Origin of the sequence: Streptomyces sp. NPDC058637 (genome assembly GCF_042717325.1) — a bacterium.
In the GTDB taxonomy this organism is placed as follows: Bacteria; Actinomycetota; Actinomycetes; order Streptomycetales; family Streptomycetaceae; genus Streptomyces.
This window is the reverse complement of sequence record NZ_JBHXRD010000016.1, coordinates 70595-97013: the sequence shown is the minus strand read 5'-3', so window position 1 is coordinate 97013 and position 26419 is coordinate 70595. Positions and strand designations below refer to the sequence as shown.

The window sequence follows — 26419 nt, the reverse complement described above, 5'->3', positions numbered from 1 at the left end:
ACCCAAACGACGCACGCGTGACAGCGGCCGAGTACCTTGCCGAGCTCGGCGACGCACGCGGAGCGGACTGCCTCCATAGCCTCGCCGGCGATAACGCGCTTCACAGCACGTTCCGCATCGAAACCCAACGGCATCGCCTTGACTGACGACCCGTTCCTGAGCGCCGAGCAGGTTGCCGGCGACCTGCTCCCCCGCTACGACACCGCGCTCGCCCAGGTGCGGCACAACGCCTTGGGTGGCATCCAGCCCTCCCAGGCCGACCGGGTCGTCCTGACCTGGCAGCCGGACGGCAGCGTCGCCACCGCACCGGTCGACGGCCGGGCCGGAGCGGTCCTCGTCTCCAACGGCTTCGTCCAGGACCCGCAGAGCGGCATCTACAGCCTCAACAGCGACGATACGCAGGCGCAGGCTCGTGCCCTGCGTGAGATCGGCCCGCAGCTGGAGGCGATCGGTATCGGGACCGCCCTTCAGCATCCCGCAGGCCGGGCCGCACCCACGTCCGCCCCGGCCGCCGTGCCGCCAGTGCCCGCAGGAACCCGCGTGCCGGCGACCCGAGGGCGATGAAGCAGGCAGAAAGTGCCTGACTTCCGGGTGCGGGAGTACGTCACCATCACCAAGGATCCGCGCACCGACCTGGTCCTCGCCATCGGCGGCACCGACAAGGCGGCCGACATCCTCCAGCGAACCGACGGGTTCCTCTCCGCTGCCGCAGGGGCTTATGACGGCTTTCCCCACGGCCTGCCCATCGAGCAGCAGCAGTTGAGGGCGACCACCGCCTGGCACTCCCTGCGGGCCGCTGGTCACAGCGTCCACCTCGATCCCGCGCTGAACACGCTGTCCACCCCGAACGGCGAACGCGATGCGGCCCTGCGCTACCTCGCCCAGCTCGGCGAGCGGGTCGCCGCCGCTGAGAGCGGCAGCGAGGTGGCTGGGGTGCTGACGAGATCGCCGCGCCGGTCACCGGGCTGCTGCCCCTCACCAGGGAAGTTGTCGTCCATGCACGTGATCCTCCACGCCCACGCCGCCTCCACTGCACAAACGGCGGCCGGCCTCCACACCGCCGAGTCCCACCCGGCCCCCGGCCTCCCGCCGCCGCTGAACCCGGCGCCAGCTCCCTCTCGCGCCGGCCCGCCGCGAAACCCGTAAACCCGGCTGGCCCCGGCACGCGCCGGGGCCACCCCGCCCCGCTCGATTCCCGGAGAAACCCGTAGCCCGAACGCCCCCGCCCATCAGCCACCGGCTCAAGCCCCGCCTTGCCACCGCTCTGTTCCGCCGCTACCTGCGCGCCTGCATCCTGGCCGGCTCCGACCGTGCCTCTCCCCTGGCCGGTGCTCGCCCAGAGGCCGTCCTCGCCGAGACGCAGCGCGTCGGACAGCGCCACCACCACTGATCGTCCACCGACCCGGAGGAGCATGTCCCACCCCGCCCCCTGCCCGGTAGAACTGGCCGACGACATCACCCGCCGGCTCGGCCAGCTCGCCGACCACCTTTCTCAGCTTCCCCCGCCCCAGGCCGCACGGGTCATCGCCCGCATTCTCGATCCAGATGCCGGAGTGCTCGGCGGCATGACCCACCTCGTCATCACCGGCGGTGTGTTCGCCAAGGATCAGGCCGAACGCGGTCTCTTGCCCCCGGAGGTGTGGCTCGCTCTGGGCCGCGCCTCGAACGAACTGCACGACATCGCCCTCGACCTGGACGAACACCAAGACACCTTGCGGCAGGTCGGCGCCCAGCCCTCCACTACTGCGGCTAAGCCTCCGGCCCCCGCACCGCTCGTGGTCCGGCGGCGCCGGTGAAGAAGAGGAAGCAGTGGTCCGGCTGGGGTCCGGGGGAACAGGCCGAGCAGCATTACCTGGTCCAGCCCCGGGCCCTGGCCGGCGGCGGGGACGTCCGGCACGTCTCGGAGTTCCTGCGCGCCTAGGGGTGGCGGGACAAATCCAAGACAGGCGGCCCTCTGCACATGGAGAGCCCGGACCGCACCCTTCGTGTCGCCTACGACCCTTACGTCCTGCCCGGTGGGTGGACCATCCACGGCAGGGCGGACGGGGCGAACGGGGAGTGGGCGGCTCACCTGGGCCGGCAGACGCCGGTGGAGATCGTCGCCGGTCTGACCGACGCGCTCACCCGTCCCCGCTCCGCGCACGCCCCCAACGTCTGGGCGCCTTTGAAGGAGCAGGAGTGGGACATGGGTTTCCAGGGCGAGCACTACATGGCCACCAGCCCTGACGGCACCGCGTGGATGCAGTACCACCACAGCCCCGACGGCTCGGCAATGTGGTGGACCGGGGCGAAGGACCAGCAGGGCAACGGCTGGACTGCCACCTTCACGCCGAACACGCCGATGCACCTGGTGCAAGCCTTCTCGGCCGAACTCGCCGGGCCCGATCCCGTGATGCGCCCGCGCGGACGCGTCCCCATGAGCGCGCAGATCCGTACCTGGTCGGTCTCCGTCAAGCCCTCCCAGCTCAGCGCGTGGCAGCAGGCCCGAATCACAGCCGCCCGCGCCGCCACCTGGGCCCGCAACAGCGCGCAAAGCACCCGGCCCCAAACCAAAACCCGTCCGTACACCTCGGCCGGCGGCGCCCGGACCCGCCGCTGACCCGCCTCCCCGTTCGAAGGAGCCCGATGCCCGCACCCACCCCGGACACCATCCGCACCCTGACCGAAACGCTCGCCGACCTTACCGACTACCTGCGCGATGACCCCGACCCCGAGGAAGCCCTCGCGCTCGTCGAGCCGCTTCTCGACGAGTACACCGGCATCCCCGTCCAGCTCGCCGACGTCCTGCGCGCCCTGGCCCGCACGGTACAGACCCGCCCCGACGACTCGCGCACCGCCGAGACCGCCCTCCTCGTGGCAGAGTTGCGGACCGCCGCCTTGGAGCAGTCCGACCAGCACACCTCCACTACATCGTCGATGACCTGCGCTCCCTGAACGAGGCGTACGACAGCGAGCAGGGGTGCAGCTGGTGCCGGTGAGCGAGCGGCAGCTCGCCGCCTTCGCCCACAGGCACGCCACCCAGATTCCGTTCGACACCAGCCCCCGTCACCTGGCCGGCCCCGGGGACGCCCGCCACGTCACCCACGGCCTCGCCGCCGCCGGATGGAACTGCACGACCGACCCGCTCAGCCCCGAGATCGTGCTGCGCAGCCCGGACCACCGCTACAGCATGCAGTTCGACCCGCAGTCCGCCACCTCCGCATGGTGGCGGTTGCAGGCCGAACCCACCCGCACCGAGCGGGGCTGGTACGCAGAGTTCGGCGAACTCGTCCCCGCCGAAATCCTGGGGCGTCTCACCGACGCCCTCATCGCCCCGACACCCCCGGAGCACGTCGATCCGTTCCAGGCTTTGGAGTCGGCGGGATGGATTCTCGAATCAGAGAGCACAGCCCACTCCCCCGACGGAATGTGCCACGTACACCGGCCAACGGACGAAGGCGTATGGCGGTCTTCCTGGCGTGTCGAGACCTGCGAGCCCGGGTTCGAAACGCCGATGGGGCCCCGGATCTGGCACGCCTTCGTCGACGAGTCGATGCCCGAACACCTCGTCGGTGCTTTCGCCGCCGCGCTCGCCGACCCTGCCCCGCTCCAGCGCGCCATGTACGACTGGACCGCCCACTACAGCGCCGAACAGAGCCGGAGCCTGCTCACGCCCGAGGATGTCGTCGCAGCCCACAGCACCCGGCTCGACGCCATCCGAGCACAGGCCCGCGCCGCCCGCCGCCAGCAGCGGACCCAGCCCGCAGTCACCCCAGCCACGGCCCGTGCCGTCCGCCCGGCCGTTCGCCGCTGATCCCGACAGGACCCTCACCATCTCCGCCGACCACACCGCACACCGCAAGCTCCTCCGTCACCTCGACCGCTACCTGAGCGACAGCAAGAAGATCCTCGACGCGTGGGACGTCTACTCCGACGAACACACCGACCTCGACGGCTGGCCCCATGACGACCACGCCTACGGCATGCGCGCCAGCCAGCGCGACGCCGACACCGCCGAAGCGTTCGAGGACCTCCGCGACGGCGCCCGCCACCTACTGGCCACAGCCGAAGTACAGCTCGGAAATCTCCCCACCACCGCGGTGCAGAACCGCTGGGTCTACCAACTGGGCGTCCTGCAGACCGCACTCGACCGGCTCGACGAACTGCACGAGCAGTGGCTGGCAACCCGCGACAGCCTCCCCGCCAACGCCAAGCCCGGAACCCCTGTCTTCGATGACGCACTCGCCGAGCACCACGCCGAATCGTGGAGCTACCTCGACGACTGGGCCTGTCACGGCAAGGCCCTGCGCGAGATCAATTCCACCGCCCGGAACACCCCCTCGCCCCTGGCCCCGCCCCCGACCACGGTCCCCGCACCTGGCCGGCGGACCCCCGTGCGGAGGTGAACGTGTCCCCGAGTCCCGAGACCGTCGAGGTCGACTTCATCAGCCCGCGCCACCTCGCCGGCGGCGGACCCCGCCTGGATCACCGTTGCCCTCCACCGGGCATGCGGCTGGAGCCACGGCCACGACCCCCTGATGCCTCGCGTCCTTCTCTCCAGCCCCGACCAGAAGGCCCTCCTGCGCCTGGAGCCCGACCCCGCCGACCAGTGGTGGATCCTGCACCACGCCGCAGAGCCGAACAGGCCCGCCTGGTACGCGAGCTTCGGCGCCGATACCCCTGTCGAACTCATCGCCGCCGCCACCGACGCCCTCACCGACCCCGCCACGCCAATGGACGCTTCCTCCGATCCGTACGAGCCCCTTCGCCAGATCGGCTGGTCGCCCACCTCCACAGACAACGGCCTCGCGTCACCCGACGGCACCGCGTACCTCCAGCGGCTGGGCAGCGCGGAAGACCCGGGAGCCTGGTTCGCCACCGCCACCCTCGCCCCGAACCGGCCGGTGTGGCAGGCCCGCTTCGGTGAGCACACCCCCACCCGACCCGGCGCCGCCGACACGCAGCGGACGCCCGTTGCTTCCTCGACGTAGTCGCGCAGTTCTCCGGCAGCGTAGAGATGCTGGAAGGTGCGGCGCTGAGTCAGGATGCCGTCACCGTGCTCTGTCCCCTTGATCTGGTTGCGCTCCCACCGCAGCCGTGCAGACACCACAAGCACGGAGCTGGTGAGTTCCCACGCTCGCAGCAGTGTCTGACGCCGTTCGGCGGGGTCTTCAATGACGTTCAGGACATAGGTGAGGAGGACGACGTCGGCCGGCCTGAGCAGTCCCTCGGGGAAGTGCACTGGGTCCCAACCCGTGACGTCGAGACCGAGTTGCTGAAGTACACGCACATCGCCACCGCGCCCACACCCGTAGTCAAGGACTTTCCTCGCAGGCTCCAGCCGGAGGTCGCCAAGTGCACGACGAGCCGGGAGTGAGAGTCCGACACGGCCGATTGCGGTCTGATGCCTCTGGCTGCTCCAGAGCTGCTGTGTCATCGGTGTCCCCTTATACAACGGACCGGCCAGCACGCGACATCACCGCACCTTACGCTGGGACGACTCCGAGATCCGTTTATCGACGCTGCGCTTTCCGACAGCTCACGGCCGCTGCAGGTACCCCGCCTGTGTCCGAACCCGCCAACTGGTTGCGAGTCCGCACGTCTTAACCTCTCGATGAAACGTACGCTGCGGCAGCATGCGGGCAGCGCTGGTGCACCCGTGGGGCGAGGCGAGGAGCGGGAGCAATTGGACAGTTACAGCAAGTTGGTCAGGGACCGGGTCCCTGAGATTATTCGGGCTGCCGGAGCCAAGCCGATCACTTACATCGCCGGGCCTGAGGAATACCACAGCAGGCTGCGAGACAAGCTGGGCGAGGAAGTAGCTGAGTTCCTTGCGGCGGATGAGGCGACGGCAGTGGATGAGCTCGCTGACGTGCTAGAGGTTGTGTACGCGCTTGCCGAGGACCTAGGCGTGGACTCGGCAGGACTGGAAGGAATCCGCCTGGCGAAAGCGCGGGAGCGGGGCAGTTTCACCAATCGGGTCGTCTGGTCCGGCAACCACTGATCCGCCGATCCCAACGCTGTCCAGCCCGAATCACGCTCTACCGGTCGGCCCGGGACCGCCACGGGGAGGGGAGAGCACTCTTCCTGCTTTCCTCGGCTCTGTGGGCGACGGACCCAGAGGAAGCCATCTCGCTCGGTACGGCGGCGGTTGCCGCGCTCAGCGAGACCGACGACGAGGCGCTGACCGAACAGGCGGCTGCGCTCGTGGCCACGATGCAGGAACGAGTTTCGGCGTCCACTGACCAGTGACTCCCTAGCAGCACAAGTCCTGACCTGCGCTTATGCCCCGGGCTAGAACGTCTGCCCCCACAAGATACTTGCAATGCCTGCGCCCTGTAGTGCCAGGAGAGACGCCCTCTCGCTGGCCCCACGGGCCAAGATCCGGACCGAGTGTGGACCAAAATAGCCAAGGAGCAGCGATCCAGCCGCCGCTAGAGGTCAGGGTGGATGCCGCCGGGGAACCGAGAATCCTGCCGGACGTAGCGCACGCGTGAGGAAGCACCCCGCTAGCCGTCCTGAGACCCTCGACGCCCTGCCGTACCCACATTGCCAGAAGGCTGCCCGACCAGGGGAAAGAAGTGCCTGACGACCCCTCAGAACGAGCGTCAAATGAGCGTCACGAGCGTCATTTCAGCGTCAAGATATCGCCCGTAACGCCCACACCGCACATAATGCGCACGAACAAAACCCCAGGTCAGGCGCCCTTTGCGACCGGTTCAAGGATCGCGACGCACTCCACGTGGTGCGTCATCGGGAACAGATCGAACGCCCGCAGCGTCCGCACCTTGTACCCGCCCTCCCGGAAGTACGCCAGGTCCCGTGCCAGTGCCGCCGGGTCGCACGCGACGTACGCGATGCGGCGGGCGCCGAGGGTCGAGAGCTGCTTGACGACCTGCTTGCCCGCGCCCGCGCGCGGCGGGTCCAGAACGATCAGGTCGCACTCGGTGATGCCCGTGCGCGGCAGGATCTGGTCGACCTTGCCGTGCTCGATGCGGACCCGGTCCAGGTCCTTCAGGTTGTGCCGGGCGTCCTCGACGGCGCGCTTGCCGGACTCGATGCCGAGCACCGCGCCCTTCTCGCCGATGCGCTGGCCGATGGCTCCGGCGAAGAGGCCGACCCCGCAGTAGAGGTCGAGCGCCATGTCGTTCTTGCGAGGCAGCAGGCCCTGCATGACCGCGCGGACGAGGGTGCCCGCCGCCTGCGGGTGGACCTGCCAGAAGCCGCCCGAGCCGACGCGGTACGTACGGTCGTCGGCACGCTCGCGGACGAAGGCGCGGCCGTGGACGCGGTGGACTCCGCCGTCCTTCTCGTCGACGCGGAGGACGGAGACGGGCTTGTCGAGCTCGACCAGCGGGAGCCGGCCGCCCTCGCGCGGGGTCAGGATGACCTGACGGTCGTGGGAGCCGGTCGCCGAGATGGCCTCCACCGTGGCCATCTGCGGCCAGTCCTGCTTCTCGATGCCCAGCTCGGAGACGCCGGGGGCGGCGATCATGCAGTGGTCGATCGGCTGGACCTCGTGCGAGCGGTGCTTGCGCAGTCCGGCCAGGCCGTCCTGGTCGATCGCGTACTGGACGCGCGTGCGCCACGCCGGGACCTGGCCGGGCGGGAGCTTGTCGCCCTCGGCCGGCATGACGGTGCCGTCCCAGCCGGCCTCCTCGGGGGTGAGGCCCGCGAGACGCTGGAGCTGCTCGGTGATCACTTCGCCCTTGAGGCGGCGCTGGGCACCGGGCTTGGCGTGCTGCCAGTCGCAGCCGCCGCACTTGCCGGGGCCCGCGTAGGGACAGGGGGCCTCGACCCGGTCCTTGGACGCGTCGATGACGGTGACCGCGTCGGCGCGCAGGAACCGGGAGTCGCTCTCGCCCTCGGTGACCCGGGCGACGACCTTCTCACCGGGGAGGGTGTGCCGTACGAAGAGCACCTGGCCCTCGTCGGTGCGCGCGATGCAGTGGCCGCCGTGGGCGACGGGGCCGACCTCGACCTCGTACTCCCGACCGATCAGAGACTCCCCGGCCTGCGACGATGTGGATTCGTTCTGCATAAGGGGGGTGGCTCCAGAGATCAAAGGGAAAGCGGCCGGACAACAACCCACGAGTCTACGTGGGTACCGGCCGACCGCTTACCACGAGCGGGTGTGCCCGGTCAGCTCCGGTGGCCGGGTTCCTTGTGCCGCCGCTCCACGGGGCCCCGGCGGACCGAGCCGGGCGCGGTCCAGTCAGCGCGCTTCCTGGCCCGCAGCTTCGCGGCCTCGGAGGACTCCAGCTGGTACGGCACCGAGGTCACCATCACACCCGGTGTGAACAGCAGCCTGCCCTTGAGCCGCAGCGCGCTCTGGTTGTGCAGCAGGTGCTCGTACCAGTGGCCGACGACGTACTCGGGGATGTAGACGCTGACCACGTCACGGGGCCGGTCCTTGCGCAGGCCCTTCACGTACTCGATGACCGGCCGGGTCACCTCGCGGTACGGCGAGTCGAGGATCTTCAGCGGGATGTCGATGCCACGCCGCTCCCATTCCTCCTTGAGCACCTTGGTCTCGGCGTGGTCGACGCTGATGGAGAGCGCCTCCAGTTGGTCCGAGCGCACCAGCTTGGCGTAGGCGAGCGCGCGCAGGGTGGGCCGGTGGAGCTTGGAGACGAGGACGATGGAGTGGACGCGCGAGGGCCGGAGCGTGTCGTCGGTCGGGGCGTCGGTCGCCGCGATCTCCTCGGCTACCCGGTCGTAGTGCTTACGGATCGCCGTCATCGTTCCGTAGAAGATGACCATGCCGAGCAGCGCCACCCACGCCCCGTGGGTGAACTTCGTGGCCAGGACGACGACGAGCACCAGGCCGGTGAAGAAGGCGCCGAAGGTGTTGATCGCCCGCGACCGGACCATGTGCCGGCGCTTGGCCGGGTCGCGCTCGCCGCGCAGGTGGCGGTTCCAGTGCCGCACCATGCCGGTCTGGCTCAGCGTGAAGGAGACGAAGACACCGACGATGTAGAGCTGGATGAGCCGGGTCGAGTCGGCCCCGTAGATCCAGACGAGGAGGATCGCGGCTCCGGCCAGCAGGACGATGCCGTTGGAGAAGGCCAGCCGGTCGCCGCGGGTGTGCAGCTGGCGCGGCAGGTAACGGTCCTGGGCCAGGATCGAGCCGAGCAGCGGGAAGCCGTTGTACGCGGTGTTGGCGGCGAGGAAGAGCACGAGGGCGGTGGCCGCGGCCAGGAGCACGAAGAAGAACGTGCCGTCGCCGAAGACCGCTGCCGCGACCTGGGAGATCACCGGGTCCTGGACGAAGTCGGCGCCGACCGCGGTGCCGTCGAGGAGCAGGTCCTTCGCGGGGTTCTCCGCCATCTTGACGTCGGTGGCCATGGCCAGGCCGATGATGCCGCAGAACATGGTGACGGCCAGCAGGCCCATCGCGGCGAGGGTGGTGGCCGCGTTCTTGCTCTTCGGCTTACGGAAGGCGGGTACGCCGTTGCTGATCGCCTCGACGCCGGTGAGCGCCGCGCAGCCGGAGGAGAAGGCCCGCAGGAGCAGGAAGACGAGGGCGAAGCCGGCCAGCCCCTGGTGCTCGGGCTTGATCTCGTAGTCCGACGTCGGCGCGTGCATGGTGTCGCCGAGGACCAGCCCGCGGAAGGCGCCCCAGAGGATCATGATGAAGACCCCGGCCACGAACAGGTACGTCGGGATGGCGAAGAGCTTGCCCGACTCCTTCACCCCGCGCAGGTTCATCAGCGTCAGCAGCACGATGGCGCCGATCGCGAAGAACGTCTTGTGCTCGACGACGAAGGGGATCGCGGAGCCGAGGTTCTCCACGCCGGAGGAGATGGACACGGCGACGGTGAGGACGTAGTCGACGAGGAGCGCGCTGGCGACGGTCAGACCGGCCTTGCGCCCCAGGTTGGTGTTGGCGACCTCGTAGTCGCCGCCACCGCTCGGGTAGGCACGCACGTTCTGCCGGTAGGAGGCGACCACGGTGAACATGAGGACCACCACGGCGGCGGCGATCCACGGGCTGAAGTGGTACGCCGACACGCCCGCGATGGACAGCACGAGGAGGACTTCGCCGGGTGCGTACGCCACCGAGGACAGCGGGTCGGACGCGAAGACGGGCAGCGCGATGCGCTTGGGGAGGAGTGTTTCCCCGAGCTTGTCGCTGCGCAGCGCCCGGCCGATCAGGATCCGTTTGGGCAGGTCGGTCAGTTTGGACACGCTGAGGATCGTAAGCGCTGTCGCGACAGGCGACCGAGGCACCACCCGCTCGGTACCGGGAAAACCTTCATAATTACCCGCGCTCACCGCGAAAGTCCATGGAATCCTTAACGGAATCCTTGCGGGCCGGACGGTCCGTGGACCCCTTCGGGGCCCTCCTTTGCCCGATGCGCCCGGGATGCGCACACTCGGATGAGGCGGCGGATACCCGGCCGCATAAGCTCATCCCCGGGCAGCGTCGAAGGCGATGGCCCCATCGGTTTGCCCCGCAGGCGGAGAAAGAAGTGTGAGCAGGGTGTTTTCGCAGGTCATCCGGACGACCAGGACGGCGAGGTAGGCGCACGGTGCACATCGTCATCATGGGCTGCGGGCGCGTCGGAGCCGCTCTCGCACAGACCCTGGAGCAGCAGGGACACACGGTCGCCGTGATCGACCAGGACCCCACGGCCTTCCGCCGTCTCGGCGCCGGGTTCGGCGGCCGGCGGGTCAACGGGGTCGGTTTCGACCAGGACACGCTGCGCGAGGCCGGGATCGAGGAGGCGGGGGCGTTCGCGGCGGTGAGCAGCGGCGACAACTCCAACATCATCGCGGCCCGGGTGGCCCGCGAGATGTTCTCCATCGACAACGTCGCGGCCCGCATCTACGACCCCCGGCGTGCCGAGGTGTACCAGCGTCTCGGTATCCCGACCGTCGCCACGGTGCGCTGGACCGCGGACCAGATGCTGCGGCGGCTGCTGCCGTCGGGCGCCGAGCCGCTGTGGCGGGACCCGAGCGGCGGTGTGCAGCTCGCGGAGGTGCACACGACGCCGTCCTGGATCGGCCACAAGATCAGCACGCTCCAGGAGGAGACGGGTGTCCGCGTGGCCTTCCTCACCCGGTTGGGCGAGGCCATACTGCCGACGTCGCAGACGGTGCTGCAGGAGGGCGATCTGGTCCACGTGATGATGCGGACGGACGAGATCGCGAAGGTCGAGGAGGCCTTTGCCGAAGGTCCTGAGGAGGGCGGTCACTGATGCGCGTGTCGATTGCCGGGGCGGGTGCGGTGGGCCGTTCCATCGCGGCCGAGCTCCTGGAGAACGGTCACGAGGTGCTGCTGATCGACAAGGCGCCGACCGCCATCTCGGTGGAGCGGGTCCCGATGGCCGAGTGGCTGCTCGCGGACGCCTGTGAGATCACCTCGCTCGACGAGGCGGCGCTGCAGCGGTGCAACGTCGTGATCGCCGCGACCGGCGACGACAAGGTCAATCTGGTCGTCTCGCTGCTCGCCAAGACCGAGTACGGCGTGCCGCGGGTCGTCGCCCGGGTGAACAACCCCAAGAACGAGTGGCTGTTCAACGAGTCCTGGGGTGTCGATGTCGCGGTCTCCACACCGCGGCTGATGTCCGCCCTGGTCGAGGAGGCGGTGAGCGTCGGCGATCTGGTCCGGCTGCTGCGCTTCAGCCACGGCGACGCCAACCTGGTCGAGCTGACGCTGCCCCCGGAGTCGGCGCTGGCCGGCACGCGGATCGGCGATGTGGCCTGGCCCGAGGACACCTCGCTGGTCACCATCATCCGGGGTACGCGCGTCCTGACGCCGAGCCCCGAGGAGACCCTGGAGGCCGGTGACGAGCTGCTGTTCGTGGCCGCCCAGGCGCGCGAGGAGCAACTGGAGGACCTGTTGTCGGTCCGTCGCGATCCCTCCGACGAGAGCTGAGCCGGGCGGGAACCGATCCGGACGGCAGCCGCGTCAGACGGCAGCGCGGACACGGGAGAGGGGCCCGGAACCATGAGTCATGGTTCCGGGCCCCTCTCCCGTACCTGCGGGGTACCGACGTCCGGGTGCGGTCAGGCGTCGTGGTTGCGGGCCTCGGCGGCCCGGTCGCTCTGCGCGGCCTTACGGGCCTTCTCGGCCTCCTCCTCCGCCTCCATCTCCGCGAAGACGTCGATGGGCGGCGGCGCCTTGGCGAGGAAGACCCAGGTCAGATACACCGCGAGCAGGAACGGCGGGATCTTGAGCGAGACCAGCACCCAGCCGAGCTGCGTGGTGTCGGCCCACCAGTACAGCGGGAAGAGGATCGCGCACTTGGCGAGGAGGATCAGCCCCCAGGCGTAACTGGCCTTGGCGTAGGCCTTCTTGCGCCCCGGATTCCTGGTGCGCCAGGAGAGGTTCTCCTTGAAGACCGGGCCGAGGATCAGGCCGATCAGCGGCACCCCCGCGAGGGTCGTGACGAGGTAGGCCAGCGCCAGGCCGAGCGTGTAGATCATGCCCGGCAGGTAGAAGTCCTTGGCGTTGCCCGTCATCATCGCGAAGACCACACCGAAGGCCACGCCGAAGACGCCGCTGAAGGCGTGCTTGACGGTGTCCTTGCGGACCAGGCGTACGACGACGAGGACCAGGGACAGCGCCAGCGCGGCGACGGCCGAGGCCTTCAGGTCCTTGTCGAGGGTGAAGATCGTGACGAAGAGCAGCCCGGGCAGGACTGTCTCCACCATGCCGCGCACGCCGCCGAAGGCCTCGAAGAGCGCGGCTTCGGTGACGGCCTTCGCCTCGGCGTCCTGCTGGTCGGTGCGGTGAGGCTGGTCCATGTCGGATGTCGGCTTGTCGAGAGACGTCACCGGCTACTCCTTGCCGAGCGGTCGGAGTTCGTATGTGGGGTTGAACAGCACACGGCGCCCGTGACTCATGGCGATGCGGCCCGAGGCGATGATCTTACGGCCCGGTTCTATGCCGACGATCGAGCGACGGCCCAGCCAGACCACGTCGAGCGGTGCGGTGCCGTCGAAGAGCTCCGCCTCTAGGGCGGGCACTCCGGCCCGCGGGCGCAGGGTGACGGTCCGCAAGGTACCAGTCACCTTGACGATCTGGCGGTCCGTGCACTCGGAGATCCGCGTGCAGCCCGACGCGTGCGTGTCCTCCTGCAGCTCCTCGGACTCAAGGTCCTCCTGGGAGCTGGACAGCCGGTCGAGCATGCGGCGGAAGCGGCCGGACGGCCTCGAAACCTTGCCGGCCTTCTCGAATCGGGGAACAGCGCTCATACCCGAAGCGTACCGGTCTCCTGTGACAGGGGCTGTCCCCCGGGATGTCACCCGAACGGGGGACCCGAGTGGCCGGGGGAAGCGGGTCAGCCGCGCTCGAAGCGGTACCCCATGCCGGGTTCGGTCACGAAGTGCCGGGGGTGCGCGGGATCGGCCTCCAGCTTGCGGCGCAGTTGCGCCATGTAGACCCGGAGGTAGTTCGTCTCGGTGCCGTAGGACGGGCCCCAGACCTCCTGGAGCAGCTGCTTCTGGCTGACGAGCCGGCCCGCGTTGCGGACCAGCACCTCCAGGAGGTGCCACTCCGTGGGGGTGAGCCGCACGTCACGGCCCTCCCGGTGGACCTTCTTCGCCGCGAGGTCCACCGTGAACCCCTCGGTCTCGACGATCACGAGGTCGTCGGCGCCGTCCGGGCCGACCGGTTCGGCCCGGCGTACGGCGGCCCGTAGACGGGCCAGGAGCTCGTCCATGCCGAACGGCTTGGTGACGTAGTCGTCGGCGCCTGCGTCCAGGGCCTCGACCTTCTCGTCGGAGGTGTGCCGGGCGGAGAGCACGAGGATCGGTACGCGGGTCCAGCCGCGCAGCCCCTTGATCACCTCGACGCCGTCCATGTCGGGCAGGCCGAGGTCCAGGACGACGACGTCGGGGTGCCGGGCTGCGGCGAGCTGCAGGGCCGTCGCGCCGTCGGGCGCGGCGTCCACCTCGTACCTGCGCGCCTTCAGGTTGATCACGAGGGCGCGTACGATCTGCGGCTCGTCGTCGACCACAAGCACCCGGGTCATCGCGGTCCTGCCTTTCCGGAGGGTGTGTACGGGGTGGGGGCGTGCCCCTGGGGCCGTCTGAGGTGTCGGGGGCACGCCCGGTCCCTCATGGGATGTCCTGCTCGGGCGGCGCGGGGCCGTCCCGCACCTGTCCCGGTACGGCCCTGAGCGTGAGGACCATGGTGAGACCGCCCCCGGGGGTGTCCTCGGCGCCCAGCGTGCCTCCCATGGAGTCCACGAAGCCGCGGGCGACGGCGAGGCCGAGGCCGACCCCGGCGCCGCGCGGGGCGTCGCCGTACCGCTGGAAGGGCTCGAAGATGCGTTCCTTGCCCTCGTCGGGGACGCCACGGCCCCGGTCGGCCACCCGCAGCTCGACGCGTTCGCCGAGCGTGCTGGCGGCGACGGTGACGCGTTCCCCGTCGGGGCTGTACTTGACGGCGTTCTCGACGATGTTGGCGACGGCCCGTTCCAGCAGTCCCGGGTCGACGGCGACCATGGGCAGCGTCTCGGGGATGTCGAGGTCGACACTGCCCTCGGGGACGCCGCCGAGTGCCATCGGGACGACCTCGTCGAGGTCGATCTCGCGGATCAGCGGGGTGACGGTGCCGGTCTGCAGGCGGGACATGTCGAGCAGGTTGCCGACCAGGTGGTCCAGGCGGTCGGCACCGTCCTCGATGCCCGCGAGGAGCTCGGCCTCGTCCTCCTCGGACCAGGAGACGTCGTCGGAGCGCAGCGAACTGACCGCGGCCTTGATCGCGGCGAGCGGGGTGCGTAGGTCGTGGCTGACGGCGGCGAGCAGCGCGGTCCTGATCCGGTTGCCCTCGGCGAGCCGGCGGGCGGCCTCCGCCTCCCCCACAAGGCGCTGCCGGTCGAGCACGACGGCGGCCTGCGCGGCGAAGGCGCCGAGCACCCGGCGGTCCTCGGCGGGCAGCACCCGTCCGGACAGGGCCAGCGCCATGTGGTCGCCGACGGGCATGTCCACGTCCGCGTCGTCGGGCCTGGCCACCGGGGCGGGCCCGACGGATCCGGCACAGGTCCACGGATCGACGTCGCTCTGCCGCTCCAGCAGCGCGACGGACTCCATGCCGAACGTCTCCCGGACCCGCTCCAGCAGGGCGTCCAGGGCCGTCTCGCCGCGCAGGACGCTCCCGGCCAGGGCGGAGAGTATCTCCGACTCGGCACGCAGTCTGGCGGCCTGGTGGGTACGCCGTGCCGCCAGGTCCACGACGGAGGCGACCGCGACCGCCACCGCGAAGAAGATCACTATGGCGACGAAGTTCTCCGGGTCCTGCACGGTCAGGGTGTGGGTGGGCGGGGTGAACCAGTAGTTGAGGAGCATGGAACCGACGGCCGCGGAGGCCAGCGCGGGGGCCAGCCCGCCGAGCAGCGCCGCGGTGACGGTCATGAACAGGAAGAGCAGCACGTCGTTGGCGAGCCCCGGCCCGTTCTCCATGCCGTACAGGACCAGCGTGAGGAGTGCCGGTCCGCCGACGCCCACCGCCCAGCCCCAGATGATCCGGGTGCGGCCGAGCCGGGCGCCCCGGGCGATGGGCAGCCCGCGTCCCTTGGCGACCGCCTCGTGCGTGACGATGTGGACGTCCAGGTCGGGGCCGGACTCGCGGGCGACGGTGGCGCCGACGCCCGGTCCGTAGATGTACTGCCAGGTCTTGCGACGGCTGGAGCCGAGGACGACCTGGGTGGCGTTGACGCCCCGGGCGAAGGCGAGGAGCGCCGAGGGTATGTCGTCGCCGATGACGTGGTGGAAGGTCCCGCCCAGGTCCTCCACGAGGGTGCGCTGGACGGCGAGCTCCTTGGGCGAGGCGGAGGTCAGTCCGTCGCTGCGGGCGATGTACACGGCGAGGATCTCGCTGCCGGAGCCCTTGGCGGCCATCCGGGACGCGCGGCGGATGAGCGTGCGGCCCTCGGGGCCGCCGGTCAGTCCGACGACGATGCGTTCGCGGGCCTGCCAGGTGGTGCGGATGTCGTGTTCGCCGCGGTACTGCTGAAGGTATTCGTCGACACGGTCGGCGACCCATAGCAGGGCCAGCTCGCGCAGGGCGGTGAGGTTGCCGGGGCGGAAGTAGTTGGACAGGGCCGCGTCGACCTTGTCGGACCGGTAGACGTTGCCGTGGGCCATGCGGCGGCGCAGCGCCTGGGGAGACATGTCGACGAGCTCGATCTGGTCGGCCCTGCGGGCGACCTCGTCGGGGATGGTCTCCTGCTGCCGTACACCGGTTATCGACTCGACCACGTCGCCGAGGGACTCCAGGTGCTGGATGTTGACGGTGGAGATCACGTCGATGCCGGCCCGCAGCAGCTCCTCGACGTCCTGCCAGCGCTTGGCGTTGCGGGACCCGGGCACGTTGGTGTGGGCCAGCTCGTCCACGAGGGCCACGGCGGGCGCCCGCTCCAGGACCGCGTCGACGTCCATCTCGGAGAAGACGGTGGAGCGGTAGGCGATGTCGCGTCGTCGGATCTGCTCCAGACCGTGCAGCAGGACCTCGGTGCGGGGCCGTTCGTGGTGCTCCACGAACGCGACGACGCAGTCCGTGCCCCGTTCCACCCGGCGGTGGGCCTCGGACAGCATCGCGTACGTCTTGCCCACGCCGGGTGCCGCACCCAGGTAGATCCGAAGCTTGCCGCGCGCCATGGCCCCATTGTCTTCTCTGAACCGGCCGCCGCCGATCGGGGAGCCATCCCCGAAGCTACCCCGAGAATTTCCGGCATCCTGGTCGCGGGGGTGTGCAAGGGGTCCGTATTGACGGAATTCTGACGCGACTCAGCAGGTCACACCTGTTCCACGATGTGCCCGTCGCTCAGCTCCAGGACCCGGTCGGCGAAGCCGAGCAGCTGCGGGTCGTGGGTGGCCACGAGGACGGTGACGCCCTCGCTGCGGACCACGGCGCGCAGGAGTTCCATGACGGCGAGGCCGGTCTCCGCGTCGAGCTGCCCGGTGGGCTCGTCGGCGATCAGGAGGGCGGGCCGGTTGGCGAGCGCGCGGGCGATGGCGACGCGCTGCTGCTGGCCGCCGGAGAGCTCTCCGGGGCGCTGCTGCGCGTGGTCGCCGAGGCCCACCAGGGAGAGCAGCAGCGCGACCCGGTCCTCGCGCTCGCGCGGGTCGGCCTTGCGCAGCCGCATGGGTACGCCGATGTTCTCCGCCGCGGTCAGGATCGGGATCAGGCCGAACGACTGGAAGATGAAGCCGATCCGGTCCCTGCGCAGTTCCAGCAGCCCGTCCTCGCCGAGCCCGGAGAGCTCGGTGCCGCCGACGGTGATCCGGCCGCGGTCCGGGGCGTCGAGGCCGCCGACCAGGTTGAGCAGCGTCGTCTTGCCGGAGCCCGACCGGCCCTTGAGCGCCACGAGCTCGCCCCGGGGGATCTCGAAGGAGACCCCGCGCAGGGCGTGCACGGCGGCGGCGCCGGTCCCGTAGGAGCGGTGCAGGTCCTCGACCCGCACCATCGGCCCGTCGGCCGGGCTTTCGGCCAGGGCCGTGCCGCTCTGTCCGCCGGTGCTCTGTGTCATCGCTCTCCCCCGTGCGTACGCCGCCTCGCGCGGCGCCTCTCGGCCGCCGCCAGTATGTGCATGAGGCACGCGCCGGGGCAACGGCCCCGGGCCGTGACGGCCGCCGCTGCGGGATCCGCGAACGGCGGTGGGCCGTACCCCGTGAGGAGTACGGCCCACCGGCCGGAACGTACCGTCGCGCGCGGTCAGCGAACCTCGGTGATCTCGGGTCCGCGCTGGAGCTGGCCCATGCCACCGGAGAACTTCGAGTTCTCCTGGTCCTCCTGCTGCACACCCTCGGGCACCATCTGGGCGTCGTTGGGGAGCTTGAGGACGATCGGGTCGCGCGGGGCCATCGGGCCGTCGCCACGGACCACCACGGTGTCCCGGAAGATCGTCTCCAGCAGTCCGGCGGCCTCCGGCTGCACGGCGCCCTGACCGGAGATCACACCGCGCAGGAACCAGCGCGGCCCGTCGACCCCGATGAAGCGCACGAGCTGCACGCCGTTCGTCCCGTCGGGGAGCTGTACGGGGACCTGTGCGCGCAGCTCCCAGCCCAGCGGACCCTCGACCTCGTCGATGATCCCGCCCTGCTGGGTGATGCCCGAGGCGATCTCCTCGCGCACCTCGCCCCAGATGCCCTCCTTCTTGGGAGCGGCGAAGGCCTGCAGCTGGACCGCGCTGTCACGCAGCACGACGGTCGCCGCGACGATCGCGTCGCCGGCCACCTCCACCCGCAGCTCCATGCCCTCGACCCCGGGCACGAAGATGCCGCCCAGGTCCACCCGGCCCTCGCCGGGCTGGGATACCTCGGAGATGTCCCACGGACCGTCCGGCCGGGGGGCCGGGGGGAGGTTCGTCCGGCGCGAGCCGCTGTCCGCGGACCCGTCACTACCGTCGAGCTCGTCGGCGACCTGCTCGGCCTCGCGCGTCTCGTCCGCCTTGTCCTCGGCGGAACCACTGTTCTTGCGACGTCCGAACACGTCACTGTCCTTCCCGGTCGGATACGACCGAAGCGTAGCTGTTCCCACCCTGGGTGTTACCGCCCGTGACGCCATCCACCGCGGCATGACCGCCCGTGGACCCGAAGCCACCCTCGGCCCGCGCCGAACCGGGGAGTTCCGCCACCTCGTGGAAGCGGATCTTCTCGACCTGCTGGACGACCAGTTGGGCAATCCGGTCGAACCGCTCGAACCGCACGGTCTCGCGTGGGTCGAGATTGACCACGATTACCTTGATCTCCCCACGGTACCCGGCATCAACCGTCCCGGGGGCATTCACGAGGGCCACTCCGCAGCGGGCCGCGAGGCCGGAGCGGGGGTGCACGAAGGCCGCGTACCCGTCGGGCAGCGCGATCGACACCCCGGTGGGGAGCACCGCCCGTTCGCCGGGGGCGAGCTCGGCCGCCTCGGTGGTCACCAGGTCGGCACCGGCGTCGCCCGGGTGTCCGTACGCCGGAATCGGCACGTCCGGATCGACCCGGCGGATCAGTACGTCGACGGGGTGGCGCGTCACGGGTTCACCTCGAAGGCGCGGGCACGGCGGACCTGGTCCGGGTCGGACATGGCGGCCTCGATCTCCTCGGGCCGGCCGTTCTCGATGAAGTGGTCGACCTTGACCTCGATGAAGAGGGCCTCGGCACGGACCGCCACGGGCCCCTCGGGGCCGCCGGTCCGGCCGGTCGCCCGGCAGTAGATCTTCCGCCCGTGCACCGCGGTGACCTCGGCCTCCAGGAAGAGCACCGTGTCGACCGGCACCGGCCGGACGTAGTCGGTCTCCAGCCGGCCGGTCACCGCGATCACCCGGAGCAGCCAGCTCAGCGCGCCGAGCGTCTCGTCCATCGCCGTGGCCAGGACACCGCCGTGCGCGAGTCCCGGAGCGCCCTGGTGGGCGGGCTTCACGGTGAATTCCGCGGTGACGCTCACACCCTCTCCGGCGCGAGCCTGGAGGTGCAGCCCGTGCGGCTGTCCACTGCCGCAGCCGAAACAGTGTTCGTAGTGCGAACCGAGGAGCTCACCGGGCGCCGGGGCGTCGGGATGCCGGACCGGCCCCACGGCGTCGGCCGGGGGTGTCAGGCGTGTAGATGTTCCACTCACAGGCGCAGACCTTACCCGCGCTGCCGACCGCGGGTCGCGCCGTGCCAAGCTTGGTTTCATGCAGCCTTCCGCACCGCCCTTCGACGAACGTCTCACCGCACCCCGTTCGTGGTGGTTCATCGCTTTCGGGGTCGGCGTCGCCTGTGCCCTGATGCTCCTGCCGCTCGGCGTCCTGCCCATGCTCGGCGGCCTGGCGGGCGGCACGGTGGCGTCGGCCCTGGCCGTGAGCTCGTACGGCTCGGCGCGCATCCGGGTCGTGGCGGGCGCCCTGGTCGCGGGCGACGCGCGGATCCCGCTCTCGGCGCTCGGTGACGCCGAGGTGCTGGACGGGGAGGAGGCGCGCGCCTGGCGCTCGCACAAGGCGGACGCCCGCGCGTTCATGGTGCTGCGCAGCTACATCCCCACGGCGGTGCGGGTGAAGGTCACGGATCCGGCCGACCCGACGCCGTACGTCTACCTGTCGACCCGGGAGCCGCAGGCCCTGGTCGCGGCGCTCGCGGCCGTGCCTGCCTGATTCCTCAGCGGCCCGGGCCCTCGAGCCCCTCGGGCAGTTCCTCCGCGGGTACCGCGGGCTGCTCCAGCGGCGGGAGCTCCGGGAGCCGGTCCCAGTCGACCCGATGGCGCCGCAGGTCGTTCCTGATCCGGTCGGCGAGCTTTCTGGTGTCCCGGCGGTTCATCATCGCGCCGACCGCTGCGCCGATCATGAACGGGATGAGGTTCGGCAGGTCGCGCACCATGCGCTTCATGATCTGCTGGCGCAGCTCGCGCTTCATCTGCCCGCCGAGCGCGGCGTTCAGTGTGGTGGGGCGCGAGACGTCGATGCCGCGCTCCTCGGTCCAGGACGTCAGATACGCGGTGCTGCGCTGCCCGACGTTGCCCGGCGGGCGCCGGCCGTAGACCTCGTGGAGCTCGGCGACGAGCTTCATCTCGATGGCCGCCACGCCGGTGATCTCGGCGGCCAGCTCGGCGAGCATCGCCGGGGGTACGGGCATCATGGCCGCCGCCCCGATGCCCGCGCCGACGGTCGCGGTGGCGTTGCACGCGCCCGCGACGAGCTTGTCGGCGAGCTCTTCGGGGCCTAGCCCCGGGAACTGCTTCCGCAGGGTCGCCAGGTCGCGCACAGGGATGCGGGGAGCCACGTCGATGATCCGGTCGGCCAGCTGGCCGACGACGGCTCTGGCGTTCTCCCCGCCCTTGCGTACGCCTCGTCTCAGTGTGCGCAGACGGCCTGACCCCGTCGATCCCGTCGGGCCGTCCTGCCCGGGCCCCTGTGACGGGCCCGCTGTCCGGACTGCTTCGAGCGAGGCCGGACGGCCCCGCTCGTCGTCAGGTGCACCGGAGGTCGGCAGGGCGGCCTGATGCTCGGCAGTGGGGCTCGCGCCCTCTGCCGGGCCTGTGCCGCCCTGATGCGCCTCCGACGCCTTCGTGCGCCGCAAGCGCCGCTTCCGGAACGGTGTGTCGCCTGCCACGGCCGGCCTGCCTCAGTCGCAGTCGCGGCAGATGGGCTGGCCGTTCTTCTCGCGCGCCAGCTGGCTCCGGTGGTGCACGAGGAAACAGCTCATGCAGGTGAACTCGTCGGCCTGCTTGGGCAGGACCCGCACGGCCAGCTCTTCGTTGGACAGGTCTGCGCCGGGCAGCTCCAGTCCTTCCGCCGCGTCGAACTCGTCCACGTCGACGGCGGATGCCGACTTGTCGCTCCGACGAGCCTTGAGCTCTTCGAGGCTGTCCTGATCGACGTCGTCGTCGGTCTTCCGCGGGGTGTCGTAATCCGTTGCCATGTCGCTCTCCCCCTCATGGGTTGCTGCGGTGTCTCAGCGCTCGTAACGCGTGAGAGGCCGGACTTGTGCCCGACCTGAGGCGGAGATTTTGCCTCACATCAAGGTCTGTTACTCAATCGACACCCAACCGGACCTCTCGAGAGCGATCAGCTTGGGTGGCGATGGGGACCGTACACGGTCCGATTGCCATGCTTCACGGGCGCCACCCCGTGTACTTCCCGTGATAATGCCCCCTGAAAACCCGGACGTTTACCGGCTTTCGGGCAGATCTGCGATCACGGAGAGTAGAGAGACCGAAAATCGCTCCTGTGATCGATCACACAGGGACAGAACCGAAACAGGTCTCGCATTTTCCGCCCAAAGCGAACAGAGCGATCCAATGCGGCTTCACAGGCGAAGCCTCTCAGACCGGCAGGGTGACACGCATCACGAGACCACCGCCCTCGCGGGGCTCCGCGATGATACGGCCTCCGTGCGCCCGCGCGACGGACCGCGCGATCGACAGGCCGAGCCCCACCCCCTTGTCGCTGCCCGTGCGTTCCGTACGCAGCCGCCTGAACGGCTCGAAGATGTTGTCGATCTCGTAGGCGGGCACCACAGGACCTGTGTTCGAGACCACCAGGAGCGCCTGCCCGGGCTGGATCTCCGTGTCGACCTCCACCCAGCCGCCCGCGGGCACGTTGTAGCGCACGGCGTTCTGCACGAGGTTCAGCGCGATCCGTTCCAGGAGGACGCCGTTGCCCTGCACGACGGCGGGGACGCGCTCCCCGCGCACCTCCACGCCCTTCGCCGCCGCCTCCGCGCGGGCCTGGTCGATGGCGCGGTCGGCGACCTCCGCCAGGTCGACAGGCTTGCGTTCGACGATCTGGTTGTCGCTGCGGGCGAGCAGCAGCAGACCCTCGACCAGCTGCTCGCTGCGCTCGTTGGTCGCCAGGAGCGTCTTGCCGAGCTGCTGGAGCTCCGGCGGGGCGTCCGGGTCGGAGAGGTGGACCTCCAGCAGCGTGCGGTTGATCGCGAGCGGTGTGCGCAGCTCGTGGGAGGCGTTCCCCACGAACCGCTGCTGGGCGGTGAAGGCCCGCTCCAGACGGTCCAGCATCTCGTCGAAGGTGTCGGCGAGTTCCTTGAGCTCGTCGTCCGGGCCGTCCAGCTCGATCCGGCGGGACAGGTCCGTGCCGGCCACCCTGCGGGCGGTGCGGTTGATCCGGCCCAGCGGGGACAGGACGCGGCCCGCCATGGCGTAGCCGAACGCGAAGGCGATGATGCTGAGGCCCACGAGGGCCAGCAGCGCCCTGTTGAGCAGGCTGTCCAGGGCGTGCTGCCGCTGGGCGGCGGTGCAGTCCTTGATCATCTCGTTGAGCTGGCCGTTGGTCTGCGCGGAGCCGAGCTGCGGACAGGTGTCGCTGGAGATCCGCACGCTCGTGCCGGAGACCTGGAAGACGAGGCCGCCGGCGTCGTTGAGGGCCTGCGCGGCCAGCATGTAGATGATCGAGAGCAGCAGGATGCCCGCGATCAGGAACATGCCGCCGTACAGCAGCGTGAGCCGTATCCGGATGGTCGGACGCAGCCACGGGTAGGGGGCCTCCTGCTGTTTGGGCTCCCAGGTGGGTTTCGGGGGCACGGGTACCGGCCCCGGGGACGCTGCCATCACGTCCTCAGATCCGGTAGCCGGAGCCGGGGACGGTGACGATGACGGGCGGCTCGCCGAGCTTGCGGCGCAGGGTCATGACCGTCACCCGCACCACGTTCGTGAAGGGGTCGGTGTTCTCGTCCCAGGCCTTCTCCAGCAGCTGCTCGGCCGAGACGACCGCGCCCTCGCTGCGCATCAGGACCTCCAGCACGGCGAACTCCTTCGGGGCGAGCTGGATCTCCTGCTCGTTCCGGAAGACCTCACGGCGGTTGGGGTCGAGCTTGATGCCGGCCCGCTCCAGCACGGGCGGCAGCGCGACCGTGGTGCGGCGCCCCAGGGCCCGCACCCGGGCGGTCAGCTCACTGAAGGCGAAGGGCTTGGGCAGATAGTCGTCCGCGCCGAGCTCCAGGCCCTCGACCCGGTCGCTGACGTCACCGGAAGCGGTCAGCATGAGCACCCGGGTGGGCATTCCGAGCTCGACGATCTTCCGGCAGACGTCGTCACCGTGCACCAGCGGGAGGTCCCGGTCCAGCACGACGACGTCGTAGTCGTTGACCCCGACGCGCTCCAGAGCCGCGGCCCCGTCGTAGACGACGTCGACGGCCATGGCCTCCCGGCGCAGTCCGGTGGCCACCGCATCGGCGAGCAGCTGCTCGTCCTCGACGACGAGTACGCGCACGGCGCAGTCCTTCCCTAGATCTCCAGAAAAACGGCGAGCGGCCCCGTTGTGGCCGCTCGCCGCACGTCAGCGGCACCGACTGTGCGCGCCCATCCTGCCCGTAACGCGCATAAACCGGCGGTAAGACGACCCGGGCCGGACCGCGGCTCCGGGGAAACCGTCGGATTCCCGGGCCAGTTGAGGTTTCTCCGGCGCCCGGCCAGGGGAAGACGAGTGCACACCCGCGATCACGCCATGCCTGTGGCGCACCACAGCCCGCTCCGCTCCCGGAGGGACTGCGCGTGATCACCCGCCCTCCGGTCACCGGCCGGGGGTATCCGGGCACACCCCCGTGCCACCGACCCACGATGAGGGGGCGCTTCATGGACGCTTTCACCGCAGGTCTGCTGCAACGAATCAAGACCACCGAATCGGATCTCACGAAGGCTCGTGAGACGGGCGACGACTTCCTCGCGGATGTCGAGCAGGGAGAGCTGGACGACCTGCACCGTCTCGCCGCCGAGCACGGCGTCGAAATCGGCGCCACAAGCGTCTGAGCCGCCAGGAGCGGGCCCCGGGTGCCGCTGTCGGCACCCGGGGCCCTCTTCGCGTTCCGTGGGCTCCCAGCCCCCGTCAGGGGCTCGGGAGCGGGGTCAGTCGTGCCAGGCCCCGAGGTCTTCCAGGATCACCTGCAGGGGCTCGAAGACCCCGGGTGACGCGGCGACGGTCAGATCCCGGTCCGCGGGCCGCCCGGGGCGGCCTCCGGTGAGCGCGCCCGCCTCCCGGGCGATGAGGTCGCCGGCGGCCAGGTCCCACGGGTGGAGGCCCCGTTCGTAGTAGCCGTCGAGCCGTCCCGCGGCCACGTCGCAGAGATCGACCGCGGCCGATCCGCCGCGCCGGATGTCGCGCAGTCGCGGAATCAGCCGCTGGGCTACGGCCGCCTGGTGGGTGCGTACCTCGGTGACGTAGTTGAAGCCGGTCGACACGAGTGCCTCGGCGAGCGGTGGTGCGGGGCGGCAGCGCAGCGCCTCCCCGTTCCCGTACGCTCCGCCGCCGAGCACCGCGTGGAAGGTCTCGCGGCGCATCGGGGCCTCGACCACCCCGACGACCCGCTCGCCGTCGCGCTCGGCGGCGATGGAGACGGCCCAGGTCGGCAGCCCGTAGAGGTAGTTCACCGTGCCGTCGAGGGGGTCGATGACCCACCGGATGCCGCTGGTGCCCTCGGAGCTGGCGCCCTCCTCGCCGAGGAAGCCGTCGCCCGGCCGGTGCCCGGCGAGGAAGCCCGTGATCAGCTTCTCCGCCCGGATGTCCATCTCGGTGACGACGTCGATGGGGCTGGACTTCGTCGCGTGCACCCCCAGGTCGGCGGGGCGGCCGTCGCGCAGCAGGGCTCCGGCCCGGCGGGCCGCTTCCAGGGCGAGGTCGAGCAGTTCGGACAGGAAGGGGTCGGTCACAACGCTCCAGGGTGAGGGTTCACGGGCTGACCAGGCTCTTCCGTTCGGATCGACGGCCCGGCAGGGTCCGGACGGCAGGCCTGAGCGGGAGGGCTAGGCGTACGGGCTGTCGGCGCCCGCGGCGGCCGGCTTGAGGGCCCTGGCCGGACAGCAGCCGACCGGGCAGAGGTCGTGGGAGGGGCCGAGCTCTCCCAGGGCGCACCGTCGTGCCGGGAGGCCCTGCTCGGTGGCGGCGCGTTCCAGGAGGAGCTCGCGCACGGCCGCGGCGAACCGGGGGTCCGCGCCGACCGTCGCGGACCGGCGCACCGGCAGTCCCAGCTCCGCGGCCTTCTCGGTGGCCTCCGTGTCGAGGTCGTAGAGGACCTCCATGTGGTCCGAGACGAAACCGATGGGGGCCATGACGACCGCCGGGACACCGTCGCCGTGGAGGGCCTCCAGGTGGTCGCAGATGTCGGGCTCCAGCCACGGGATGTGCGGGGCGCCGCTGCGTGACTGGTAGACGAGCTGCCACGGGTAGGTGGTGCCGGTCTCCTCGCGCACGGCTTCGACGATCACCCGGGCGACGTCGAGGTGCTCGGCCACGTAGGAGCCGCCGTCGCCGTGCGTCTCCTCGGGGCCCGAGGTGTCGGCCGCCGCCGTGGGGATGGAGTGCGTCGTGAACGCGAGGTGCGCGCCCGCCCTGACGTCCTCGGGGAGCTCCGCCAGCGAGGCCAGCACACCGTCCACCATGGGCCGTACGAAGCCGGGGTGGTTGAAGTAGTGCCGCAGCTTGTCCACCCGCGGGACCGGCAGCCCCTCGGCCTCCAGGGCGGCCAGCGACTCCGCGAGGTTCTCCCGGTACTGGCGGCAGCCCGAGTACGAGGCGTAGGCGCTGGTGGCGAGGACGGCGATCCGGCGGTGCCCGTGCGTGGTCATCTCGCGGAGGGTGTCGGTGAGGTAGGGAGCCCAGTTCCGGTTGCCCCAGTACACCGGCAGGTCGAGGCCGTGGTCAGCGAAGTCCTCGCGCAGCGCGTCGAGCAGCGCCCGGTTCTGCGCGTTGATCGGGCTGATCCCGCCGAAGAGGAAGTAGTGCTTGCCGACCTCCTTCAGCCGTTCTTCGGGGATGCCCCGGCCGCGTGTCACGTTCGCCAGGAACGGGACGACGTCGTCCGGGCCTTCGGGACCGCCGAAGGAGAGCAGGAGGAGGGCGTCGTAGGGAGCGGGACCGCGCAGATCGGACATGTACCCGATCCTGCCACTTGCCTCCGACGGTCCGGCAACCGACATCGGCGCGGTCCGCCGGTGAACGTCGGCACGGTCCGGCAACCGGCGTCGGCACGGTCCCGGGCACCCTTCGCCACCCGTAAGCTGTATCGGCCAACT

General features: G+C 70.4%; 27 protein-coding genes and 3 pseudogenes. 13 read left to right on the top strand and 17 right to left on the bottom strand.

Annotated features, from left to right (window positions below; genetic code table 11):
- Positions 1–117 precede the first annotated feature (117 nt).
- From ACFWVP_RS18235 to ACFWVP_RS18200, 8 genes and pseudogenes are all read left to right on the top strand, one after another.
- Positions 118–564 (top strand): annotated as a pseudogene (locus ACFWVP_RS18235) (hypothetical protein); the annotation flags it as partial.
- 12 nt (positions 565–576) lie between these two features.
- On the top strand, positions 577–1146 hold the full coding sequence (locus ACFWVP_RS18230) for a hypothetical protein (protein ID WP_384497761.1): 570 nt from the start codon (positions 577–579) through the stop codon (positions 1144–1146).
- Positions 1147–1412: 266 nt separating this feature from the next.
- Positions 1413–1796 (top strand): hypothetical protein, encoded by a 384-nt coding sequence (locus ACFWVP_RS18225; RefSeq protein ID WP_299532935.1) that lies wholly within the window; start codon positions 1413–1415, stop codon positions 1794–1796.
- A pseudogene (locus ACFWVP_RS18220) lies at positions 1793–2599 on the top strand (DUF317 domain-containing protein). The gene ACFWVP_RS18225 and the pseudogene ACFWVP_RS18220 overlap by 4 nt, the downstream one beginning before the upstream one ends.
- 26 nt (positions 2600–2625) lie before the next feature.
- A complete protein-coding gene (locus tag ACFWVP_RS18215; protein ID WP_384497759.1) occupies positions 2626–2934 on the top strand; it encodes a hypothetical protein in 309 nt (102 codons plus the stop codon).
- A gap of 34 nt (positions 2935–2968) precedes the next feature.
- Positions 2969–3793 (top strand): DUF317 domain-containing protein, encoded by an 825-nt coding sequence (locus tag ACFWVP_RS18210; RefSeq protein ID WP_384497887.1) that lies wholly within the window; start codon positions 2969–2971, stop codon positions 3791–3793.
- A complete protein-coding gene (locus ACFWVP_RS18205; protein WP_384497757.1) occupies positions 3765–4385 on the top strand; it encodes a hypothetical protein in 621 nt (206 codons plus the stop codon). The genes ACFWVP_RS18210 and ACFWVP_RS18205 overlap by 29 nt, the downstream gene beginning before the upstream one ends.
- Positions 4386–4517: 132 nt before the next feature.
- Positions 4518–4970 carry a DUF317 domain-containing protein gene (locus ACFWVP_RS18200; RefSeq protein ID WP_384497756.1) on the top strand — a complete coding sequence of 151 codons (453 nt, stop codon included), beginning with the start codon at positions 4518–4520 and terminating at the stop codon, positions 4968–4970.
- Positions 4971–4981: 11 nt separating this feature from the next.
- Here the strand turns inward: ACFWVP_RS18200 and ACFWVP_RS18195 are convergent.
- Positions 4982–5416 (bottom strand): annotated as a pseudogene (locus ACFWVP_RS18195) (DNA phosphorothioation-associated putative methyltransferase); the annotation flags it as partial.
- A 249-nt stretch (positions 5417–5665) separates the two neighbouring features.
- Between ACFWVP_RS18195 and ACFWVP_RS18190 the strand changes: the two are divergent.
- Positions 5666–5983: a nucleoside triphosphate pyrophosphohydrolase gene (locus ACFWVP_RS18190; RefSeq protein WP_384497755.1), complete on the top strand. Its 318-nt coding sequence runs from the start codon at positions 5666–5668 to the stop codon at positions 5981–5983.
- A gap of 693 nt (positions 5984–6676) precedes the next feature.
- On the opposite strand, the gene ACFWVP_RS18185 is transcribed toward ACFWVP_RS18190, so the two are convergent.
- Both ACFWVP_RS18185 and ACFWVP_RS18180 read right to left on the bottom strand, forming a co-directional pair.
- Positions 6677–8020 (bottom strand): class I SAM-dependent RNA methyltransferase, encoded by a 1344-nt coding sequence (locus tag ACFWVP_RS18185; RefSeq protein ID WP_384497753.1) that lies wholly within the window; start codon positions 8018–8020, stop codon positions 6677–6679.
- 101 nt (positions 8021–8121) lie between these two features.
- Positions 8122–10170, bottom strand: a complete 2049-nt coding sequence (locus tag ACFWVP_RS18180; protein ID WP_384497752.1) for an APC family permease — start codon at positions 10168–10170, stop codon at positions 8122–8124.
- Between the two features lie 344 nt (positions 10171–10514).
- Here ACFWVP_RS18180 and ACFWVP_RS18175 point away from each other — a divergent pair, with 344 nt between their 5' ends.
- Both ACFWVP_RS18175 and ACFWVP_RS18170 read left to right on the top strand, forming a co-directional pair.
- Complete coding sequence (locus ACFWVP_RS18175) at positions 10515–11183, top strand: TrkA family potassium uptake protein (protein ID WP_056790670.1); 669 nt, start codon at positions 10515–10517, stop codon at positions 11181–11183.
- On the top strand, positions 11183–11863 hold the full coding sequence (locus tag ACFWVP_RS18170) for a potassium channel family protein (protein WP_384497750.1): 681 nt from the start codon (positions 11183–11185) through the stop codon (positions 11861–11863). Before ACFWVP_RS18175 ends, ACFWVP_RS18170 begins: the two co-directional genes overlap by 1 nt.
- 131 nt (positions 11864–11994) lie before the next feature.
- Here the strand turns inward: ACFWVP_RS18170 and ACFWVP_RS18165 are convergent, their stop codons facing one another.
- From ACFWVP_RS18165 to ACFWVP_RS18130, 8 genes are all read right to left on the bottom strand, one after another.
- Complete coding sequence (locus tag ACFWVP_RS18165; RefSeq protein ID WP_384497749.1) at positions 11995–12765, bottom strand: DUF3159 domain-containing protein; 771 nt, start codon at positions 12763–12765, stop codon at positions 11995–11997.
- A gap of 3 nt (positions 12766–12768) precedes the next feature.
- Positions 12769–13119 (bottom strand): OB-fold nucleic acid binding domain-containing protein, encoded by a 351-nt coding sequence (locus ACFWVP_RS18160; RefSeq protein WP_384497885.1) that lies wholly within the window; start codon positions 13117–13119, stop codon positions 12769–12771.
- A gap of 152 nt (positions 13120–13271) precedes the next feature.
- A complete protein-coding gene (locus tag ACFWVP_RS18155) occupies positions 13272–13964 on the bottom strand; it encodes a response regulator (protein ID WP_384497747.1) in 693 nt (230 codons plus the stop codon).
- Between the two features lie 85 nt (positions 13965–14049).
- Positions 14050–16593, bottom strand: a complete 2544-nt coding sequence (locus tag ACFWVP_RS18150) for a DUF4118 domain-containing protein (RefSeq protein WP_384497745.1) — start codon at positions 16591–16593, stop codon at positions 14050–14052.
- 137 nt (positions 16594–16730) lie between these two features.
- Positions 16731–17465, bottom strand: coding sequence for an ABC transporter ATP-binding protein (locus ACFWVP_RS18145; protein ID WP_384497743.1), 735 nt, complete (start codon positions 17463–17465; stop codon positions 16731–16733).
- 185 nt (positions 17466–17650) lie between these two features.
- Complete coding sequence (locus ACFWVP_RS18140) at positions 17651–18427, bottom strand: DUF3710 domain-containing protein (protein WP_384497741.1); 777 nt, start codon at positions 18425–18427, stop codon at positions 17651–17653.
- Position 18428: 1 nt separating this feature from the next.
- On the bottom strand, positions 18429–18959 hold the full coding sequence (gene dut / locus ACFWVP_RS18135) for a dUTP diphosphatase (protein WP_384497740.1): 531 nt from the start codon (positions 18957–18959) through the stop codon (positions 18429–18431).
- On the bottom strand, positions 18956–19540 hold the full coding sequence (locus ACFWVP_RS18130; protein ID WP_384497739.1) for a PaaI family thioesterase: 585 nt from the start codon (positions 19538–19540) through the stop codon (positions 18956–18958). The genes dut and ACFWVP_RS18130 overlap by 4 nt, the downstream gene beginning before the upstream one ends.
- A 58-nt stretch (positions 19541–19598) precedes the next feature.
- Here ACFWVP_RS18130 and ACFWVP_RS18125 point away from each other — a divergent pair, with 58 nt between their 5' ends.
- Complete coding sequence (locus tag ACFWVP_RS18125) at positions 19599–20054, top strand: DUF3093 domain-containing protein (protein ID WP_384497737.1); 456 nt, start codon at positions 19599–19601, stop codon at positions 20052–20054.
- A gap of 4 nt (positions 20055–20058) precedes the next feature.
- Here the strand turns inward: ACFWVP_RS18125 and ACFWVP_RS18120 are convergent, their stop codons facing one another.
- The 4 genes from ACFWVP_RS18120 to ACFWVP_RS18105 all read right to left on the bottom strand — a co-directional run bounded on the left by ACFWVP_RS18120 (position 20059) and on the right by ACFWVP_RS18105 (position 23624).
- Positions 20059–21009 carry a hypothetical protein gene (locus ACFWVP_RS18120; protein WP_384497736.1) on the bottom strand — a complete coding sequence of 317 codons (951 nt, stop codon included), beginning with the start codon at positions 21007–21009 and terminating at the stop codon, positions 20059–20061.
- Positions 21010–21021: 12 nt separating this feature from the next.
- The gene (locus ACFWVP_RS18115) at positions 21022–21318 is read right to left on the bottom strand and encodes a DUF4193 family protein (protein ID WP_353792738.1); all 297 of its coding nucleotides are present in this window, start codon (positions 21316–21318) and stop codon (positions 21022–21024) included.
- Between the two features lie 403 nt (positions 21319–21721).
- Complete coding sequence (locus tag ACFWVP_RS18110; protein WP_384497735.1) at positions 21722–22963, bottom strand: sensor histidine kinase; 1242 nt, start codon at positions 22961–22963, stop codon at positions 21722–21724.
- A 7-nt stretch (positions 22964–22970) separates the two neighbouring features.
- Positions 22971–23624 carry a response regulator transcription factor gene (locus ACFWVP_RS18105; protein WP_056790703.1) on the bottom strand — a complete coding sequence of 218 codons (654 nt, stop codon included), beginning with the start codon at positions 23622–23624 and terminating at the stop codon, positions 22971–22973.
- Between the two features lie 362 nt (positions 23625–23986).
- On the opposite strand from ACFWVP_RS18105, the gene ACFWVP_RS18100 reads away from it, so the two are divergent.
- Positions 23987–24160: a hypothetical protein gene (locus tag ACFWVP_RS18100; RefSeq protein ID WP_176740391.1), complete on the top strand. Its 174-nt coding sequence runs from the start codon at positions 23987–23989 to the stop codon at positions 24158–24160.
- A gap of 96 nt (positions 24161–24256) precedes the next feature.
- Here the strand turns inward: ACFWVP_RS18100 and ACFWVP_RS18095 are convergent, their stop codons facing one another.
- Positions 24257–25057, bottom strand: a complete 801-nt coding sequence (locus ACFWVP_RS18095) for an inositol monophosphatase family protein (RefSeq protein WP_384497732.1) — start codon at positions 25055–25057, stop codon at positions 24257–24259.
- Between the two features lie 93 nt (positions 25058–25150).
- Positions 25151–26278: a ferrochelatase gene (locus ACFWVP_RS18090; RefSeq protein WP_384497731.1), complete on the bottom strand. Its 1128-nt coding sequence runs from the start codon at positions 26276–26278 to the stop codon at positions 25151–25153.
- Positions 26279–26419: the final 141 nt, after the last annotated feature.

Bases quoted from the DNA above. Each gene is read 5' to 3' on its own strand.
- ACFWVP_RS18215 (WP_384497759.1), top strand. From the start codon at position 2,626: ATGCCCGCACCCACCCCGGACACCATCCGCACCCTGACCGAAACGCTC.
- ACFWVP_RS18110 (WP_384497735.1), bottom strand. From the start codon at position 22,963: ATGGCAGCGTCCCCGGGGCCGGTACCCGTGCCCCCGAAACCCACCTGG.
- ACFWVP_RS18100 (WP_176740391.1), top strand. From the start codon at position 23,987: ATGGACGCTTTCACCGCAGGTCTGCTGCAACGAATCAAGACCACCGAA.
- ACFWVP_RS18125 (WP_384497737.1), top strand. From the start codon at position 19,599: ATGCAGCCTTCCGCACCGCCCTTCGACGAACGTCTCACCGCACCCCGT.
- ACFWVP_RS18225 (WP_299532935.1), top strand. From the start codon at position 1,413: ATGTCCCACCCCGCCCCCTGCCCGGTAGAACTGGCCGACGACATCACC.
- ACFWVP_RS18145 (WP_384497743.1), bottom strand. From the start codon at position 17,465: ATGACACAGAGCACCGGCGGACAGAGCGGCACGGCCCTGGCCGAAAGC.
- ACFWVP_RS18150 (WP_384497745.1), bottom strand. From the start codon at position 16,593: ATGGCGCGCGGCAAGCTTCGGATCTACCTGGGTGCGGCACCCGGCGTG.
- ACFWVP_RS18090 (WP_384497731.1), bottom strand. From the start codon at position 26,278: ATGTCCGATCTGCGCGGTCCCGCTCCCTACGACGCCCTCCTCCTGCTC.
- ACFWVP_RS18185 (WP_384497753.1), bottom strand. From the start codon at position 8,020: ATGCAGAACGAATCCACATCGTCGCAGGCCGGGGAGTCTCTGATCGGT.
- ACFWVP_RS18160 (WP_384497885.1), bottom strand. From the start codon at position 13,119: ATGCTCGACCGGCTGTCCAGCTCCCAGGAGGACCTTGAGTCCGAGGAG.
- ACFWVP_RS18155 (WP_384497747.1), bottom strand. From the start codon at position 13,964: ATGACCCGGGTGCTTGTGGTCGACGACGAGCCGCAGATCGTACGCGCC.
- ACFWVP_RS18200 (WP_384497756.1), top strand. From the start codon at position 4,518: ATGCCTCGCGTCCTTCTCTCCAGCCCCGACCAGAAGGCCCTCCTGCGC.
- ACFWVP_RS18115 (WP_353792738.1), bottom strand. From the start codon at position 21,318: ATGGCAACGGATTACGACACCCCGCGGAAGACCGACGACGACGTCGAT.
- ACFWVP_RS18170 (WP_384497750.1), top strand. From the start codon at position 11,183: ATGCGCGTGTCGATTGCCGGGGCGGGTGCGGTGGGCCGTTCCATCGCG.